This window comes from Pseudomonas sp. GM48 (assembly GCF_000282335.1).
Taxonomy (GTDB): domain Bacteria; phylum Pseudomonadota; class Gammaproteobacteria; order Pseudomonadales; family Pseudomonadaceae; genus Aquipseudomonas.
Genome location: NZ_AKJM01000075.1, coordinates 91,021 through 107,001, shown reverse-complemented (window position 1 = coordinate 107,001; position 15,981 = coordinate 91,021). Strand labels below are relative to the sequence as shown.

Sequence of the window (15,981 nt, the reverse complement as noted above, 5' to 3'; positions counted from 1 at the left end):
CAAGCCCGCTCCCACAAGGGGGCCTTTGGCAAATACAAAATCGATGAACGACAACAATCAACTGTGGGAGCGGGCTTGCTCGCGAAAGCGCTGTGTCAGACACATCAATGTTGGATGTGCTGGCGCCTTCGCGAGCAAGCCCGCTCCCACAGGTTTTTGGGGTGGGGTTCAGATCGGGGGTTGGTGCAGGCAAATGATATGTGGGTCGTCATTCCAGTGCGGGAAACGCTCGGCGATCAGCGGGTCGTGGCCGGGGATGACGTGGTCCTGGCTGTCGGCCAGGCGGTCGATTTCGCTGAAGGCTTCAAGGGTTTGCGCCAGGTCATCGAGAATCGGGAACGGGCTGCGCTCACGAATGTTGACCCACAGGTGCGCGGCATCCGAGGCCAGCACAATCCAGCCGCGCCCGGTGCTCACCCGCACCACCTGGCTGCCCGGTGTGTGTCCGCCCACGGGGTGCAGGGTCACACCCGGCAGCACCTCGACCGTGCCGCTGTGCAAACGCATCCGCCCTTCGAACAGCGGCGGCAGCGCCGACATCACGTCCTCGACTTCGTAGGTTTTGTTCACCACGCGATGAGCCATTTTCGGCCCGGTGCAGAAACGCAGCTCCGCTTCCTGCAAATGCATGGTCGCCTTCGGAAACAGCCCGAGGTTTCCGGCATGATCCCAATGCAAATGGGTAAGGATCAGGTGTTCGACCTGTGCCGGATCGATGTCCAGTTGTCGCAAGGATTCCTCCGGCAGGCGGTACATCTGACGATTGCGCCGGTCCGCCGTGGCCGGTTGAAAACAGGTGTCGACCACAATCACCTGCTGCGCGTTGCGGATGACCCAGAAGTAGTAGTCCAGCGGCATCGGCGCATTCGGATCACCGCAGCAGGCGTCGTAGAGAAAGTTCTCCCTGGCGGTGCGCTGGGCGTTTGCGCCGACACGGATAGCGAACACTTCGTACTCGGGAACGGACATAGACACCTCCGGGTTCAGGCTGCCGCCGTGGTTTTGAGGGTCGGGCGGAAATCGAAATCGATCTGCTCGCTGATGCCCAAGTCCTGTGCCAGCTTATGCAGGCCGCTGTAGTCGCGCATGATGGTCGCGTTCTTGTTGCTTTCGCGGGTGTCGGCAATGATCAGCGCCGCATCCTCGACCCCGAGTTGCGTCAGAATCGCCTCCCACATCGAGTAGTCCTGAGCGATAAAAGCACTCAGCGCCACCGACAGGTTGCGTGCGAAAAATTCCCGCTGGGTCGGCTGCATGTTCGCGTACATGACCTTTGCCACTTCGGCCAGCACCTTGCTGTGGGCATATTCGTCACGGTTGTGCAGTTCAGCCACCCGGCGGTTCTGTGGCTGGATGGTCTGGTCGTCTGCCAGCAGGTCCAGATAAGCGTTGACGCTGATCTCGGCCACCACCGCAAAAGTGATCGCCACCAGATCCCGCTGCCATTGCTCGGGCAGCTCTGCATGCAAGGCCTTCAGGCGCAAGTAGGTGACGGACGGCGGCAAGTCCAGATCCTGATCCAGTGCCCGCTCCAGCTTGGTCCGCTCAATGGCGCGCAGGTGCATCAGCGTGTGGTAATGCTCGTCGATCAGGGTCTGTTGCATGGCCTCGCGAAAATGCCAGTCATCCTTGCCCAGGTACTGATTGGCGATGACGCTGAGTGCCGGGTTGACCACATGCTCCTCGGCGGTGACGGTGCGCAGGTTGTAGCCGATCCAGCCCCAGGTCACCACGCTGCTTTTGAGCTCGTCGCCCAAGGCCTGGAATTTCGGGTGATGGAAAAACGGCACCATGCACTCCGGGTAATCCGGGCGCGCCGGGTCGAACGCCTCAATGACCTGAGCCCTGTCCGGCGCACAAACGGAGGCGCGCCTGGTCCAGGCCTGATTGAGCCGCACGATCAGTTGATGATCGACCTGGGCGATCTCGATTGCTGTTTGCATGACGCGATACCTGTAAGACGCGTACCCGCCAAGGGGTACGCCAAAAGAATGAAGGGCGACGGAAAAATCAGGCCAGCCAATAGCGGGTCAGGTGGCGCGCCGGGTCAGTGTAACGACTGCGGGCGTGGATCATTCGCCAGTTATCCCAAATCAGCAGGCATCCGTCGGGAATCAGCACCGGAACGTTATGCTCGACAAAGTACGCTTCGCCGAGCACGGCAAACCTGGCCAGTGGCGAGGTGCTGTTGGCGACCAGGGATTGCTGCAACGCCTCCCTGGACGGATTCACATCGCCGTAGTGAAACTGGTTGTAGCTGAAGCGGAAAATATCCCCGTCCTCCGTAGGCGTCAGGATGTATTCCTGGACCCGGCGTTGTCCCGGTTCGCCCGGTTTGGCGGTGGCGACAAACTCTACCGGCGTGTCATCCAGCCATTTGCGCAGCTGCGGTTCGCTGCGTTCGAGGACGCGGAGAAATTCATAGCCGTCCACCAGGCCGGTGTGCCCGCCGCCACAGGTCGCCTGTTTATGGCAATGCAATGCCAGGTAGCGCGGCGGCGGCCCGTACACTGGCGCCTCGGTGTGCGGGCCGATGCCGTTCATGCTCTGGGAATACGGCAAGTCTTCGTAACCCGGTTTGCGGGTAATGGGAAAGGCCATCTGGCCGTTGAACTGCGGAATGATCGGACCGAACTCATGCAAGGTGCCTACGACATCATCGGCGAATTCGTCCGGGGTCAGCACCGTCCAGCCCAACGTCGACAGCTCTTCATGACGATGGCCGAGCGAAATGTAAGGTTGCGACGCAACAATCCCTTGATCTGACATGGTGAAATTCCTGGCAAGTGATCAGGCGTTTACGGTTGAGGTGTAAGCGGCAATGAAGTCGCTACAGGCATCGCCCGGTCGGTAGCGCTGCTCATCGATGCTCTGCACCGGGGTGATTTCGGCGGCGGTGCCGGTGAGAAAACATTCGTCGAAGTCGCCAAGCTCTGTAGGCAAAATCGTGCGCTCGACGACCTGGTAGTCCAGAACCTTGGCCAGCTCTATGACGGTCTGCCGAGTAATGCCGTTGAGAAAACAATCCGGCAGCGGCGTGTGCAGAGTCCGGTCTTTGACGAAGAACACATTGGCGCTGGTGGCTTCGGCGACATGGCCGCGCCAGTCGAGCATCAAGGCATCGTGATAACCGCTGTTCTCGGCGTCGTGCTTGCTCAGCGTGGCGATCTGGTAATGCCCGGATGCCTTGGCTTCGAACGGGCTACTGTTCGGTGGCGGGCGGCGCCAGCTCGCGGTTTTCAAGCGGATGCCGGCCATGCGCGCCGCCGGGTCGAAATAACTCGGCCACTGCCAGCAGGCGATGGCCACGTGCACACGATTGAAACGCGCCGAGGTGGAGATCATTTCACTGCCGCGCCAGGCCACCGGGCGCAGATAACCCTCGACCACCTGGTTGCGTTGCAGCAGTTCATGGCTCGCCGCTTCCAGTTCAGCCAGCTCATAGGGGATGGCAAAGTCCATCATTTGCGCCGAGCGATACAACCGCTCGCTGTGCTCGCGCAGCTTGAAAATCCTGCCGTTGTAGACCCGTTCACCTTCATACACGGTGCTCGCGTAATGCAGGCCATGGGTCAACACATGCAACTGCGCCCGGGACCACTCGACGAACTCACCGTCGAGCCATATAACGCCCTCGCGTTGATCAAACGGGATACTGCTCATTTCCATATCTCCCCATTGCTGTTGATTTTTCCTACGCCGTTTCCAGCAACACAGGTATCAATTCCAGCTCGGCGGCGAGCTCGGTCTGAAAGAAGAACAAACGCTCGCCGAAAGCCGGTTGCAAGTCGTCGAACCAGGTCACTTGCGGATCGAAGCGCGCATAGAACGTGCGCAACACCCATTGCGGGTTGCGTGCCTGGAGGAACTGCAAGACAAAGACCTTTTCGCCGGCGACGGTCTCGATGCCGTTGATCAACACCTTGCCGTAGAAGGTGCTCATGGACGGCCCGCGCACTGTGCGCGCCAGCCCGGATACCGTGCGGTATGCGGCCTGGAAGATCTCGAAGGCCCGGGCCAGTGGCATCGCGAAGTAGTGGCTGGGGCCGGTGTCACGCTCGACGAACATGTAATAAGGCACGGCCCCGAGCCGCACGCCTTCGGTCCACAGCGCGGCCCAGTCGGCGGGGTTTTCGTTGATGTGACGGATCACCGGCGCCTGCATGCGCAGCGTCGCGCCCGTCGAGCGAATGCGCTCGATAGCCTGGCGGGCAATGACCTGGCGGATCTCCACCGGGTGGTTGTAGTGGCCCATGATCGACAGGTTTTTACCTGCCGCGACGATACGCTGGAACAGCTCCAGCAGCTCGGGCGCATCCTTGTCGCTGACAAAACGCTGCGGCCAGTACGCCACGGATTTGGTGCCGATGCGGATACTCTTCAGGTGTGGCAAATCCAGCAGCGGTTCGATGTAACTGGCCAGCGAGCGGGTGTTCATGATCATCGGGTCGCCACCGGTAATCAGCACGTCCGTCACTTCGCTGTGCACCTTCAGGTAACTCACCAGCTCCTGGGATTCACGGGCATTGAACTTGAGTTCTTCATCGCCGATGAACTGCGCCCAGCGGAAGCAGAAGGTGCAGTAGGCGTGACAGGTCTGACCGGCGCCGGGGAAAAACAGTACGGTCTCGCGGTACTTGTGCTGGATGCCTGGCAGTACTTTTCCGTTGAGGGTGGCGACGTTGTGGGTCAACTGCCCGGCCGGATGAGGATTCATGCGCAGCCAGATCGCCTCGATCCGGCGCTTGATCGCCGCGCTGTCATCCAGCTCGATCAGTTGTTTGAGCGAGGCATATTCCTCCGCCAGCAACATGTCCTTGTGGGGAAAGGTCATGCGGAAAACCGGATCGTCCGGAATGTTGTTCCAGTCGATCAGCGTACCCAACACGTATTCATTGGTACGAAACGGCATGACCCGGGCCACGACGGTCATGGCCTCCTGCAACGCCGGCGTCAGCTTGTGCCAGTAAGGTGTGTCGCGGATGGTGCGTGAGTTATAGGGTTTGTAGCGTTCGTGCTCCGACAGTCCTTGCATGGCCGCGCTCCTGGTGATTGCCCCGAGTGTTGTTAGGCGATGGCCGGCGCTTTGCGCTCTATGTCCATCCATGCCCGGACGCTGTCGCGGTCCCACTGGCGACGCACATAGGCTTCGAGTCGTGCCGGTACCGGATCGCCGTTGGCAACCAGTCGGTTGAGCATGATTGCCAGGTCGGTGTCGGCAATGCTCCAGTCACCGAACAGATGCTCGGCACCCTCTTCCAGCAAATGGTCGGCGACGAACAACAAGCGCTCGACGGCGGCTTGGGCCTCGTCGGACAGCGCGGTGTTTTTCTTGCCGAAATACACCAGGTCAAACGGACGCTCCTTGCGCACCACCAGCAAGTCACTGCGCAACCAGGCCTGCAATTGACGGGCACGGGCGCGCTGCTGGAGGTCCTGTGGATAAAGTTTTTTATGCCCCGGGGAAAGTTCATCGAGGTATTCGGCAATCGCCGATGATTCCGACAAGGCAAAATCGTCGTGAACTAACGTGGGAATCTTGCATGTCAGCGAAAGATCGCGATAACTCGCCAGATAGTTCTCACGAGCCTTTAGATCAACCGTAACAAGTTCAAATGAAAGTTGCTTTTCCTTGAGCGCGACAAAAGCCGACATTGCAAAAGCGCTGACATAATCAGCGCCAACGTACAGTTTTAGCTTCCTGTTTTCCATAGAACACTCCATTCACCGACTGCAGGGATTAACGTGCATTTGAAGTGATCGTAGTTAGTTGAACGAAGGCTGAATAGATACAGAATTTGCCCGTTTCAATCGATACAGAAAGTTGTTTTTTACCGGCAGACACGCAGCCAAAACCGCTGCAACCGGGGATATGGGGTCAGGCCTGTAAAACAAAAAAGGGAGCCAACGAAGGTTGGCTCCCTGAGCTGATTCGGCGGGAAATTACGGCTGGGTGGTGATCAGGCCATGGCTGTCGGCGAAGTTCGAAAGCAGTGCCATTTGTGGCATGTTGCTCATATTCAGCATCGCCAGAGGCTCGTGTTTGCTGGTGTTGACGAAGCCATGCCGGGTCCAGGCCGGCACCAGCAGCACGTCGCCGCTGCTGACGTTGACCTCATCGGCATCGCCGAGGGTCAGCACGCCGCTGCCGCACTGGATGACAAACAGATGCCACCAGGAATGGGCATGGCCATTGAGCGTTACGCCTGGGTTCAGCCATTGCATGGCGATCGCCATCCCAGGCGTCACTTCACAGCCCTCAATGCTCTTGTCGTGAGCCAACGCGACAATATCAACGTCGCTGGCTTCAAGGGATTGACGCAAATCCGCTAGTTCGGTGCCTTTCCATACCTTGGGACTTGACGGTCGATGATGCAGGCTCTGACGAAAATCCTTATATGAAAAAAACGCACCTTGAAAGTTATCCATTCGCACGCCCTTTCTTTTTATTCCCCATACTTTAGCGCTAAACCTTAAGTTAACGGTTCAGCGCTGTAAAGCCGGGGGAATAATTTATAAAACCGATGGACGCAAGGCGGCGATCATGTCCACTTCTATCGCGGCATTCTTGGGTAACTGATACACACCTATCGTGGTTCGTGTATGTTTACCGGCATCGCCCAGTACATGGCTGAACACATCCGAGGCGCCGTTAGCTACTTCGCTTAAATCGACAAAGTCTGCCGTGGACTTCACATAGACCGTTACCCGGATCAATGACTTGATCTTGTCCAGCGAACCAATGGCATCGACGATCAGCGCCAGGCCGCGCATCGCACTGATGCTGGCCGCCGCTTGCGCATCGGCCATGTTGAGGTCCAGCCCGACCCGGCCAGGGTAATGGATCTTGCCGTTCATGCGCGGCACCAGGCCGCTGATGTACAGCTCATCGTGATGGCGGATCAGCGGCGCGTAATGCCCGCCTGCGGTGTTTTCGCCGTAGATGTCATAACCAAACTCTTTGGCCAGGGCGATGAAGCGTTCATCGCAGGTCATGTGCTGGATCATTGATCGAACCCTCTTAATCAGTAATGCAAAAATCCTGGTCCTTGCGGGCTCAACACACGGCGCGGGTGGCCGGTGCCTGGCAAGTGACGTCAATACGGGACTCAATCGCCTCGGCCAGGCGCAACAGGTCGTTGCTCAGTTGCCCGTAGTTCTCGTTGAACAACACGATGTGGCCGATGAATGAGAAGTTGTCTTTGACCAACGCGCTGACCGAGTCGCCGATACGTTTGGCGTACTGCCCTTCCACCAGGTCGATACGCAGTGCGCGGGCCAGGGCCTCGATGTCAGGCGTTGCACGCAGGATGCCGTCGGTCGGTGCCCTGAGCAGGCGAATGCCGCAGTAGCCGCGAGCCACTGGCTCATATTGTTCGGTCGTGCCCTCAACCGCCCAGCGCACCCAGCGTTCCCACGGATCGAAATTGACGAAGGCTCGTTTGGCCAGGTCCCAGATGTGCATGCCGCCGGGACGCATGTTGGTTTCCACGGCGGAGGTCAGGTTGTCGCTGCGCAGGAACACTTCGTTGTGCCAGGCACCATTGTCCCCGGACACCAAACCGGACATATGCCGGCCGGCTGCCAACAAACGCGCCTGTACCTCAGCCGGAAGCGGTGCCGGTACGACTTGCTGGATCTCCGCGCGGTAGGCGCCTTCGGTGGTGGTTTTTTCAGTGACCCAAGTGCTGCCGGCCACGCAGTCCCAGCTGTATTCGCGGGCGTTCTGCACCAGCTCTTCAAGGACGATGCCGCCTTCGCGATAAGGCTTCAGGGCGAGCCAGGCGTCATCGCATTCCGAAGGGTGATGGATGACGCGACAGCCTCGGCTGGCGCCTTCGCAGGCCGGTTTTATGAAGGCCCTGCCGCCCAGTTCGACGACCCTTTGGCGCAGTTCCGGTAGACTTCCGACCCGCACGGAAAACACTGGTCGATACTCTTCGGGTGAGGTGCAGGCCGCCGCTTCAAGCCGGCGAAAGATCTGCTTGTCCAGCCCCGCCCGCGCCTCGTCGGGAGTAATGCCCGGCAGGCCGAAGTGGCTCGCCAGCGCAGCACCCAGCAGCACGCCGCGATCGGAGAACGGCAATACGCCGATCAGCTTCCAGCTGTCGGCATTCAGGCACCCCACCACCAGTTCAAGGGATGTCGTCACATCCTTCTCGGCCAGTGAAGTGCTGCAGACGTGATCGGCCACCTGGTCGTCATGGGGCTGAATTTTCTCGACCAGCAGGATGAGCCTGGCGTTGTAGAGCGACTTGCACAGCTCGCGCAGTTTCTGGATATCGTGAACCCGATTGCCGTTGTAACCGACCACTACTACGCATGAAGTCGTATTCATGATGCCCCCCGACTTGCAAAGTGAAAATCGCAACAGCGATGACTCAGTCATGCAACGACGCATTGGATTTACGGTTGAGCCAGTACCAGGCCAGGATCCCTCCGGCCCCGATAACGGCCAGCACCAGCGCGTTGTATGGCGCAGGCACCACCCGCATGATCAACACCGTCAACCCGGCCCCGACACCCAGGGACACTTCCTTGACGAACATGTTGTTCTGCTTGACCGAGAAGTAATCGAGGTAGCTGAAGGCACATTCGGCGATGGACAGCAGCGCCACCCAGATCAGTGCACCGGCGAGGGTTTCGACATGGAACGCGGCGGGTGAAGACAGCACGGCAAAACCGCCGACGATGATCCCGATCACCGCCACGACCTTGAAGCGCCCGGTGCGCTCGATCAGTTTCATCACCGGCACCTGGGCAAACACCACCACGGCGCTGTTGAGGATCAGCATCAAGCCGTACCAGGCTGGCAATTCACCGGTCTTGAGCAGAATCGCTTGCGGCAGGATCGAGAACACCCCGAACAGCTTGATGCCCATGATGATCCCGGCGATCACCCACGGCAGCTTGTTGCCCCAGTTGCTACCGACCTGATTGGTTGGGCGGGCTACCACCGGTTCGCTGGTGAAGGTCGCACCGAGGGCGATCGGCAGGCACAGCAACACGAAGGCCGCCGCGCCGAGGAAAAACATGGTCGGGGTGAGTAGCGGCGACAACAGGATCAAACCGGCCACCAGGCTGCCCATGTTCATGGCCACGCGGTTGTAGGCTGCACCTTCCTTGGTCTGGGCCGCTTCGCTCTTGATCAGGTAACCGGCAATGGCAATGCCGTAGGCAAACAGTGCGGCAGCAAACATCACCATGCCTTGATTGCTGGTCAGTGCCAGCAATACCAGGCCGAGCCCGGCACACAGCAGCGTAACGCTCAGGGAGCGACGGCCAAGCACCAGTAATGTCAGGGGCAACAGCAGCAACAAGGCGCGATATCCAAGGGCCAGGATGCTGTTGGTGGCAGTGTCGAGCCAGACGTTGGCCTTGCCCAGCACCGCGAACAGCGACACGGCGGTGATGATCCGGATCGTGAACAAACGCAGGTTGATGACCGGTTTGGCGACCGCGATCGTTGTTTCGACACTCATGCAACACCTCATGAACCACACGATTGCCGCCCAGCAAAGGTCGACCATCAGAAAAGTCTGTAAGGGCATGGTAGAGACAGAGGCTTGTCCTGATCAGAGCAAGTTCGTATAGAATCCAACGAACTTTACTGCCGGAGAGACCAGTAAAATGCAGGTTCAACGTGCAGTCATTGCCGCCATTGAATTCCAGCCCGGCGTGCCGCTGGTGCAGCAGATCGTCGATCAGCTGACCCAGGCCATCAGCACGGGCGGCCTGCCCCACGGCGCCAAACTGCCGCCGATTCGTGAACTCTCCGACTTGATGAACGTGGGCAAATCCACAGTGGTCGATGCGCTGGACCGCTTGCGAGCCAAGGGGCTGGTAGTGTCGCGCCAGGGTTCGGGGCATTACGTGCATCGCTCCGAAGCGGCGCTGAAAAGTGGCACCGGCCCGGACCTGCAACCCCAGGACACCCTCAGCGTGGTACGCCGCGCCCTGTTGCTGGACAACGGCGCGTTGCGCCCCGGCTGCGGGTTTCTGCCGACCTCCTGGCTGCCGGCCGAAGAATTGCAGAAAGCCGTGCGCGGCACCCTGCGAGCGACGTCGTTGCGCATGGGCGAGTACGGCGTGGCCGGCGGTTACTTGCCGTTGCGCCAGGCCTTGCGGGTCAAGCTGGCGACTTTCGGCATCGAAGCGCCGGTGGATCAGATCATCACCACCGCCAACACCATGCAGGCCATCGACCTGCTGATGCGCCTGCTGGTCAAACCCGGCGACACCGTGCTACTCGACGACCCCTGCTATTTCAACATGCACGCCAACCTGGCGTTGCACGGGGCCAAGGTCATCACCATCGCCCGGGATTGCGACGGCACGGACCTCGACGCTTTCGAGCAACTGCTGATCGCCCACAAACCCGTGCTGTACATGACCAACAGCACGCTGCATAACCCCACCGGCCACTCGTTCACCCCGTCCCAGGTTTACCGCTTGCTGGAACTGAGCCACCGCCATAGCTTGCACATTGTCGAAGACGATCTGTACTGCGACATCCAGCAACGCCGCACCCCGCGCCTGGCGGCCAGCGGGCTGGATAACGTGAGTTATGTGTCGGGTTTCTCCAAGACCCTGACCGCCAACAGCCGCGTCAGCTACACCGTGCTGTCACCACAACTGGCGGCGCGGATGATCGCGTTGAAAATGGCCTGCGGCGGGGTGACCTCGGAGCTGGCAGAGCAGATCACCTGCACCATGCTCAGCGACGGCAGCTATGCCAAACATGCGCGGCGCACGGTGGACCGCTTGTATGAATCCAACAGCCGCGTGGCGAGTTGGTTGGCGGAAGCCGGGTGTTCGCTTTCCTCGTTACCCGGCGAGGGCGTGTTTATCTGGGCGCGATTGCCGGAGGGCCTGCACGCCGAGAACCTGGCTCGACAAGGCCTGGAGAACAATATGGTATTGGCGCCGGGCACCTTGCTGAGCAAAGCCCCGAATGCCAGTCAGTTCCTGCGCTTCAACGTAGCCCACAGCGACAGCCTGCAGGTGCGCGAGCGGTTTTTCCGCTTGCTCGATAAACCACTTAAGTAACTGACTGCCCTCAACCCTGTGGGAGCGGGCTTGCTCGCGAAGAGGCCGTCAAATCCAGCATCAATATTGCCTGACACACCGCCTTCGCGAGCAAGCCCGCTCCCACAAGGGTTCAGCGTCGTACTTAAAACTGGCGGCACCACCGATCCCACAGGGATTGCGGTGTCCCGGCCATCCCCGGCCACCAGATCGGACCTCATCCTTGCCGGCTAACTTCGCCATACTGCTCGCATCAGACGCCGCCATGGTTCGCGACTCCGACCGGCACGCCTGGGCCTCGCACTTTTTGCAGGACATGAGCAAGGCAATCATCGATGACGTGGTGAAGGTGCTCGATGCACCGTGTAACAACCGCGCATAAATGAAAAAGCCCCGCGTTTAGTTTGAAACGCGGGGCTTTTCAGATATTCGACGATGTGATCAAACGACTGCCAGTCGATCAACCATATCCGGGAATTTCTCCACCAACCTGATCAGCAAGGCGGCCTGAGCATTGGGCTTCGATTTTTCCTGCTCCCAGTTTCTCAGAGTGCTGGGACTGGTGCGAATTCGCTTGGCAAAAACGGCCTGAGACATGTGTAGCTTTTCCCGTAGCGCAACGATCTCTTGCGCCCCCACCTCAGGCGCAGGGATGTCCTCCACAACCGTATTGCGCAATGTAATCTTGCCTTCGCGTTGAGCCGCCATCTCATCAACGCCCTGCATCAATTCTGCAAACAGGTCGCGTTTTTTCATGGGGTACCTCGTGGTATCGACTTGTAACTATAGGCAACTTGCTTATAGCTAAGCAAACCAAGAGTGCTCTTTGAGATGGGCTGTAATTTCGATGAGCCAGGTATTCCGCTGCGCCGCCATCGCGAGCAAGCCCGCTCCCACAGGAGGTCAGCGTCGTGCTCGATATCAGCGATGACGCCAGTCCAATGTGGGAGCGAGCTTGCTCGCGATGGCGGCAACTCGATTCATTTGAGAACACCAACAAAAAGCCCCGCTCTTCTCTCGAAGGCGGGGCTTTTCAATTCAGCATCCGACGCTTACGGCGCGTACGTCAGCAGCAACTCCGTCGGCACTTTGAAGTCCAGGGACATCATCACGCTCAACGCGGTAATGGTGAAGATCGAGAACACGAACAGCTTGCGTGCCCAGACCGTGTCATCCACTGCCTTGTAGCCGGTCCAGGCCATGTACAGCCAGTACATGCCCATGGCCGCGGCGACGGCGAGGTAGCTCATGCCGGCGTAGCCGCTGAAGGTCAGCATCAAGGTCGCCACGAGGAAGGCCAGGATGTAGATCAGGATGTGCTTCTTGGCCACCTGGATCCCGCGCTTCACTGGCAGCACCGGAATCGATGCAGCCAGGTAATCGTTGAAGCGGAAGATCGCAATGGCGTAGGAATGCGGCATCTGCCACAGGCTGAACATCACCAGCAGGGTCAGTGCGGCCATGTCGAAGGTGTTGCTCACTGCGACGTAGCCAATCACCGGCGGCATGGCGCCCGACAGACTGCCCACCAGCGTGCCGTGAACCGACTTGCGCTTGAGGTACAGGCTGTAGAAGCCGACGTAGATGACGAAGCCGATCACCGCGAACAGCGCGGCCAACGGGTTGGCCACCTTGTACAACAGGGCAACGCCGGCGACACCCAGGACGGTCGCATAGATCAGGGCCAGTTTCAGGGAGATCAAGCCCTGGACCAGCACCCGGTTCTTGGTGCGTTCCATCTTCAGGTCGATGTCGCGGTCGATGCAGTTGTTGAACACGCAACCGGAGGCAACCACCAGGGACGTGCCGATCATGGCGGCCAGGAAAATGGCCAGATCGACATGCCCTTTGGAGGCCAGGAAAAATCCGCCTGCCACAGAAAGCACGTTACCGAAAATGATCCCCGGTTTGGTGATTTGGATAAAGTGCTTAAGGGACATGCGGATCTACCTCACTTCGCCATCATGAACGTGTGGATGCTGAACATGATCCACAGCGACAAGCCAACCAGCAGGACAATCACGATCGCGGCAAAGACAAACGCAATCACGTTGTTACGCTGCGCGGCCGAACGGTCCAGGTGGAGGAAGTACACCAGGTGCACCAGCACCTGAATGACCGCGAATGCCAGGACGATCAACAGAGTGATCGACTTCGGCAGCGACGGGTACATCACCAGACCGAATGGAACCAGGGTCAGGATTACCGACAGGACGAAGCCAATGACGTAGGACTTGACGCTGCCGTGACCGGCGTCGTCGTGGCCATGGTGGGAATGAGCGTTAGCCATTTACATAGTCCCCATCAGATAAACAACCGTGAATACACAGATCCACACAACGTCCAGGAAGTGCCAGAACAGGCTCAGGCAGCTCAGACGGGTCTTGTTGGTCGCCGTCAGGCCGTTTTTCTGCACCTGATACATCATGATCGCCATCCAGATCAGACCGCTGGTCACGTGCAGACCGTGGGTGCCGACCAGGGTGAAGAACCCGGACAGGAAGCCACTGCGGCTAGGGCCGTAGCCTTCGGAGATCAACATGTGGAACTCGTTGATCTCCATGCCGATGAAGCCGGCACCGAACAGGAAGGTCAGGGCCAGCCAGCCCAGGACCTGCTTCTTGTTGCCACGGAAGAACGCCAGCATGGCGAAGCCGTAGGTGATCGAACTGAACAACAGCAGAGCAGTTTCGCCCAGCACGTATGGCAGCTCGAAGATGTCGTGGCCCGACGGGCCACCCGCTACGTTGTTAACCAGTACCGCGTACGCTGCGAAGATCGATGCAAACAGAATGCAGTCGGTCATCAGGTAGAGCCAGAAACCGAATACGGTCATCTCGCCCGAGTCGTGGTGATGGTCATCATGCCCATGTCCATCGACATGGGTGTGTCCAGCATTGGTCACTAAGTTCGACATGGTTTAAGCCTGTTCCAACGAGGTTTCAACACGGGTGGCAGTGGCTGGGACTTTCCCGGCTGCTACCAGACGCTTGTGCTGCTCGGCTTCGATGCGCTCGATCACGTCGACCGGCACGTAGTAGCCTTGATCATCACGGGCCGCGTGGATCACGAAGTAGATCACGGTACCGGCGAGACCCGCGATTGCCAGCCACCAGATGTGCCAGATCATCGCGAAACCGAACACGGTCAACAGTGCGCCCATGACCACACCGGTCGCGGTGTTGTTTGGCATGTGGATCGGTTCGTACTTGGCCGGAGCCTTGTATGCGGTGCCGTTTTCCTTGGCTTCGGTGAACGGATCGACCACGTCGGCTTTTGGCAGAACAGCGAAGTTGTAGAACGGTGGTGGCGACGAGGTCGACCATTCCAGAGTGTGTGCATTCCACGGGTCGCCGTGTTCGCACATGTTTTCCGGCTTGTTGCGGTCACGCACACTCACGTAGAGCTGGATCAGCTGGCAAGCGATACCCACAGCGATCATCACCGCACCGAACATGGCGACGTACAGGTACGGCACCCACTCAGGGTTGGTGGTGGCGTTCAGACGACGGGTCATGCCCATGAAGCCCAGAGCGTAGAGCGGCATGAACGCGACGAAGAAGCCGGAGATCCAGAACCAGAATGCTGCCTTGCCCCAACCTTCGTGCAGCTTGAAGCCGAACGCTTTAGGGAAGTAGAAACCGAAACCGGCGATGTAACCGAATACCGCACCGCCGATGATCACGTTATGGAAGTGCGCGATCACGAACAGGCTGTTGTGCAGAACGAAGTCGGCACCCGGGATGGCCAGCAATACGCCGGTCATGCCGCCGATGGCGAAGGTCACCATGAAGCCCAGGGTCCACAGCACCTGGCTGGTGAAGCGCAGACGGCCCTGGTAGATGGTGAACAGCCAGTTGAATAGCTTCACACCCGTAGGGATGGAAATCAGCATCGTCGCCAGACCGAAGAAGGCGTTGACGCTGGCACCCGAACCCATGGTGAAGAAGTGGTGCAGCCAAACCATGAAGCCCAGGATCGAGATCGCGCCCGATGCGTAGACCATCGAGTGGTGGCCGAACAGTTTCTTGCCGGTGAAAGTCGAGATGACCTCGGAGAAGATACCGAACGCCGGCAGAATCAGGATGTAAACCTCGGGGTGACCCCAAGCCCAGAACAGGTTGACGTACATCATCGGATTGCCACCAAGTTCATTGGTGAAAATGTGGAAATCCATGTAACGGTCAAGCGTCAGCAGCGCCAGGGTAGCGGTCAGGATCGGGAACGAAGCCACGATCAGGACGTTGGCCCAGGTGCAAGTCCAGGTGAAGATCGGCATGTCCATCAGCTTCATGCCAGGGGTACGCATTTTCAGCACGGTGGCCAGGAAGTTGACCCCCGTCAGCGTTGTCCCCAGACCCGATAGCTGTAGCGCCCAGATGTAGTAATCCATCCCCACGCCAGGGCTGTATTGCAGACCCGACAGCGGCGGATAGGCAACCCAGCCGGTCTTGGCGAATTCGCCGACGCCCAGGGACAGGTTGATCAGCACCACGCCGGAAACCAGCAGCCAGAAGCTCAGGGAGTTCAGGAACGGGTAGGCAACGTCACGCGCGCCGATCTGCAGCGGCACTGCAAGGTTCATCAGGCCGGTGAAGAATGGCATCGCCATGAAGATGATCATGATCACACCGTGGGCGGTGAAGATCTGGTCATAGTGTTCAGGTGGCAGGTAGCCAGGCGAACCCTCGGTGGCCATGGCCAACTGGGTACGCATCATGATGGCGTCGGCAAAACCGCGCAGCAGCATGACCATGGCGACGATGATGTACATCACGCCGATTTTCTTGTGGTCGACCGACGTCAGCCACTCGGTCCACAGGTAGGTCCACTTCTTGAAGTAGGTGATTGCAGCGAACAACGCCAGACCACCGAGCGCGATCATGGAGATGGTCACCATGACGATCGGCTCGTGGAACGGGATCGCTTCCCAACTTAATTTACCAAACATCG

Annotated in this window: 16 protein-coding genes and 1 pseudogene; 2 read left to right on the top strand and 15 right to left on the bottom strand. The window is 59.0% G+C overall.

Annotation, left to right across the window (positions count from 1 at the left end; translation table 11 throughout):
- Positions 1–168 precede the first annotated feature (168 nt).
- From PMI28_RS14775 to PMI28_RS14820, 10 genes are all read right to left on the bottom strand, one after another.
- Positions 169–969, bottom strand: coding sequence for an N-acyl homoserine lactonase family protein (locus PMI28_RS14775; protein WP_007986853.1), 801 nt, complete (start codon positions 967–969; stop codon positions 169–171).
- A gap of 14 nt (positions 970–983) precedes the next feature.
- Positions 984–1,943 carry a diiron oxygenase gene (locus PMI28_RS14780; protein ID WP_007986851.1) on the bottom strand — a complete coding sequence of 320 codons (960 nt, stop codon included), beginning with the start codon at positions 1,941–1,943 and terminating at the stop codon, positions 984–986.
- Between the two features lie 67 nt (positions 1,944–2,010).
- Positions 2,011–2,769, bottom strand: a complete 759-nt coding sequence (locus PMI28_RS14785; protein ID WP_007986849.1) for a TauD/TfdA family dioxygenase — start codon at positions 2,767–2,769, stop codon at positions 2,011–2,013.
- A 21-nt stretch (positions 2,770–2,790) separates the two neighbouring features.
- A complete protein-coding gene (locus PMI28_RS14790; RefSeq protein ID WP_007986847.1) occupies positions 2,791–3,663 on the bottom strand; it encodes a branched-chain amino acid aminotransferase in 873 nt (290 codons plus the stop codon).
- A gap of 31 nt (positions 3,664–3,694) precedes the next feature.
- On the bottom strand, positions 3,695–5,035 hold the full coding sequence (locus PMI28_RS14795; RefSeq protein WP_007986845.1) for a KamA family radical SAM protein: 1,341 nt from the start codon (positions 5,033–5,035) through the stop codon (positions 3,695–3,697).
- Between the two features lie 32 nt (positions 5,036–5,067).
- On the bottom strand, positions 5,068–5,712 hold the full coding sequence (gene yfcF, locus PMI28_RS14800; RefSeq protein WP_007986843.1) for a glutathione transferase: 645 nt from the start codon (positions 5,710–5,712) through the stop codon (positions 5,068–5,070).
- Positions 5,713–5,943: 231 nt separating this feature from the next.
- Complete coding sequence (locus tag PMI28_RS14805) at positions 5,944–6,429, bottom strand: cupin domain-containing protein (RefSeq protein ID WP_007986841.1); 486 nt, start codon at positions 6,427–6,429, stop codon at positions 5,944–5,946.
- 84 nt (positions 6,430–6,513) lie between these two features.
- The gene (locus PMI28_RS14810) at positions 6,514–7,008 is read right to left on the bottom strand and encodes a RidA family protein (RefSeq protein ID WP_007986839.1); all 495 of its coding nucleotides are present in this window, start codon (positions 7,006–7,008) and stop codon (positions 6,514–6,516) included.
- Positions 7,009–7,057: 49 nt separating this feature from the next.
- Positions 7,058–8,338, bottom strand: coding sequence for an ATP-grasp domain-containing protein (locus PMI28_RS14815; protein WP_007986838.1), 1,281 nt, complete (start codon positions 8,336–8,338; stop codon positions 7,058–7,060).
- Between the two features lie 43 nt (positions 8,339–8,381).
- Positions 8,382–9,482, bottom strand: coding sequence for a hypothetical protein (locus PMI28_RS14820; protein WP_007986836.1), 1,101 nt, complete (start codon positions 9,480–9,482; stop codon positions 8,382–8,384).
- 148 nt (positions 9,483–9,630) lie between these two features.
- On the opposite strand from PMI28_RS14820, the gene PMI28_RS14825 reads away from it, so the two are divergent.
- Together PMI28_RS14825 and PMI28_RS30345 are read left to right on the top strand one after the other, a co-directional pair.
- Entirely contained in the window at positions 9,631–11,049 is a 1,419-nt protein-coding gene (locus PMI28_RS14825) for an aminotransferase-like domain-containing protein (RefSeq protein ID WP_007986833.1), read from the top strand.
- 217 nt (positions 11,050–11,266) lie between these two features.
- Positions 11,267–11,410: pseudogene (locus tag PMI28_RS30345) on the top strand (DUF3077 domain-containing protein); the annotation flags it as partial.
- A 59-nt stretch (positions 11,411–11,469) separates the two neighbouring features.
- On the opposite strand, the gene PMI28_RS14830 reads toward PMI28_RS30345, so the two are convergent.
- The 5 genes from PMI28_RS14830 to cyoB all read right to left on the bottom strand — a co-directional run bounded on the left by PMI28_RS14830 (position 11,470) and on the right by cyoB (position 15,979).
- A complete protein-coding gene (locus PMI28_RS14830) occupies positions 11,470–11,784 on the bottom strand; it encodes a helix-turn-helix domain-containing protein (RefSeq protein WP_007970375.1) in 315 nt (104 codons plus the stop codon).
- Positions 11,785–12,080: 296 nt separating this feature from the next.
- Complete coding sequence (gene cyoE, locus PMI28_RS14835) at positions 12,081–12,968, bottom strand: heme o synthase (RefSeq protein WP_007986830.1); 888 nt, start codon at positions 12,966–12,968, stop codon at positions 12,081–12,083.
- A gap of 11 nt (positions 12,969–12,979) precedes the next feature.
- Positions 12,980–13,318 (bottom strand): cytochrome o ubiquinol oxidase subunit IV, encoded by a 339-nt coding sequence (gene cyoD / locus PMI28_RS14840; protein ID WP_007986829.1) that lies wholly within the window; start codon positions 13,316–13,318, stop codon positions 12,980–12,982.
- Positions 13,319–13,945, bottom strand: coding sequence for a cytochrome o ubiquinol oxidase subunit III (locus tag PMI28_RS14845; protein ID WP_007986828.1), 627 nt, complete (start codon positions 13,943–13,945; stop codon positions 13,319–13,321).
- A 3-nt stretch (positions 13,946–13,948) separates the two neighbouring features.
- A complete protein-coding gene (gene cyoB, locus PMI28_RS14850; RefSeq protein WP_007986827.1) occupies positions 13,949–15,979 on the bottom strand; it encodes a cytochrome o ubiquinol oxidase subunit I in 2,031 nt (676 codons plus the stop codon).
- Between the last annotated feature and the right edge of the window lie 2 nt (positions 15,980–15,981).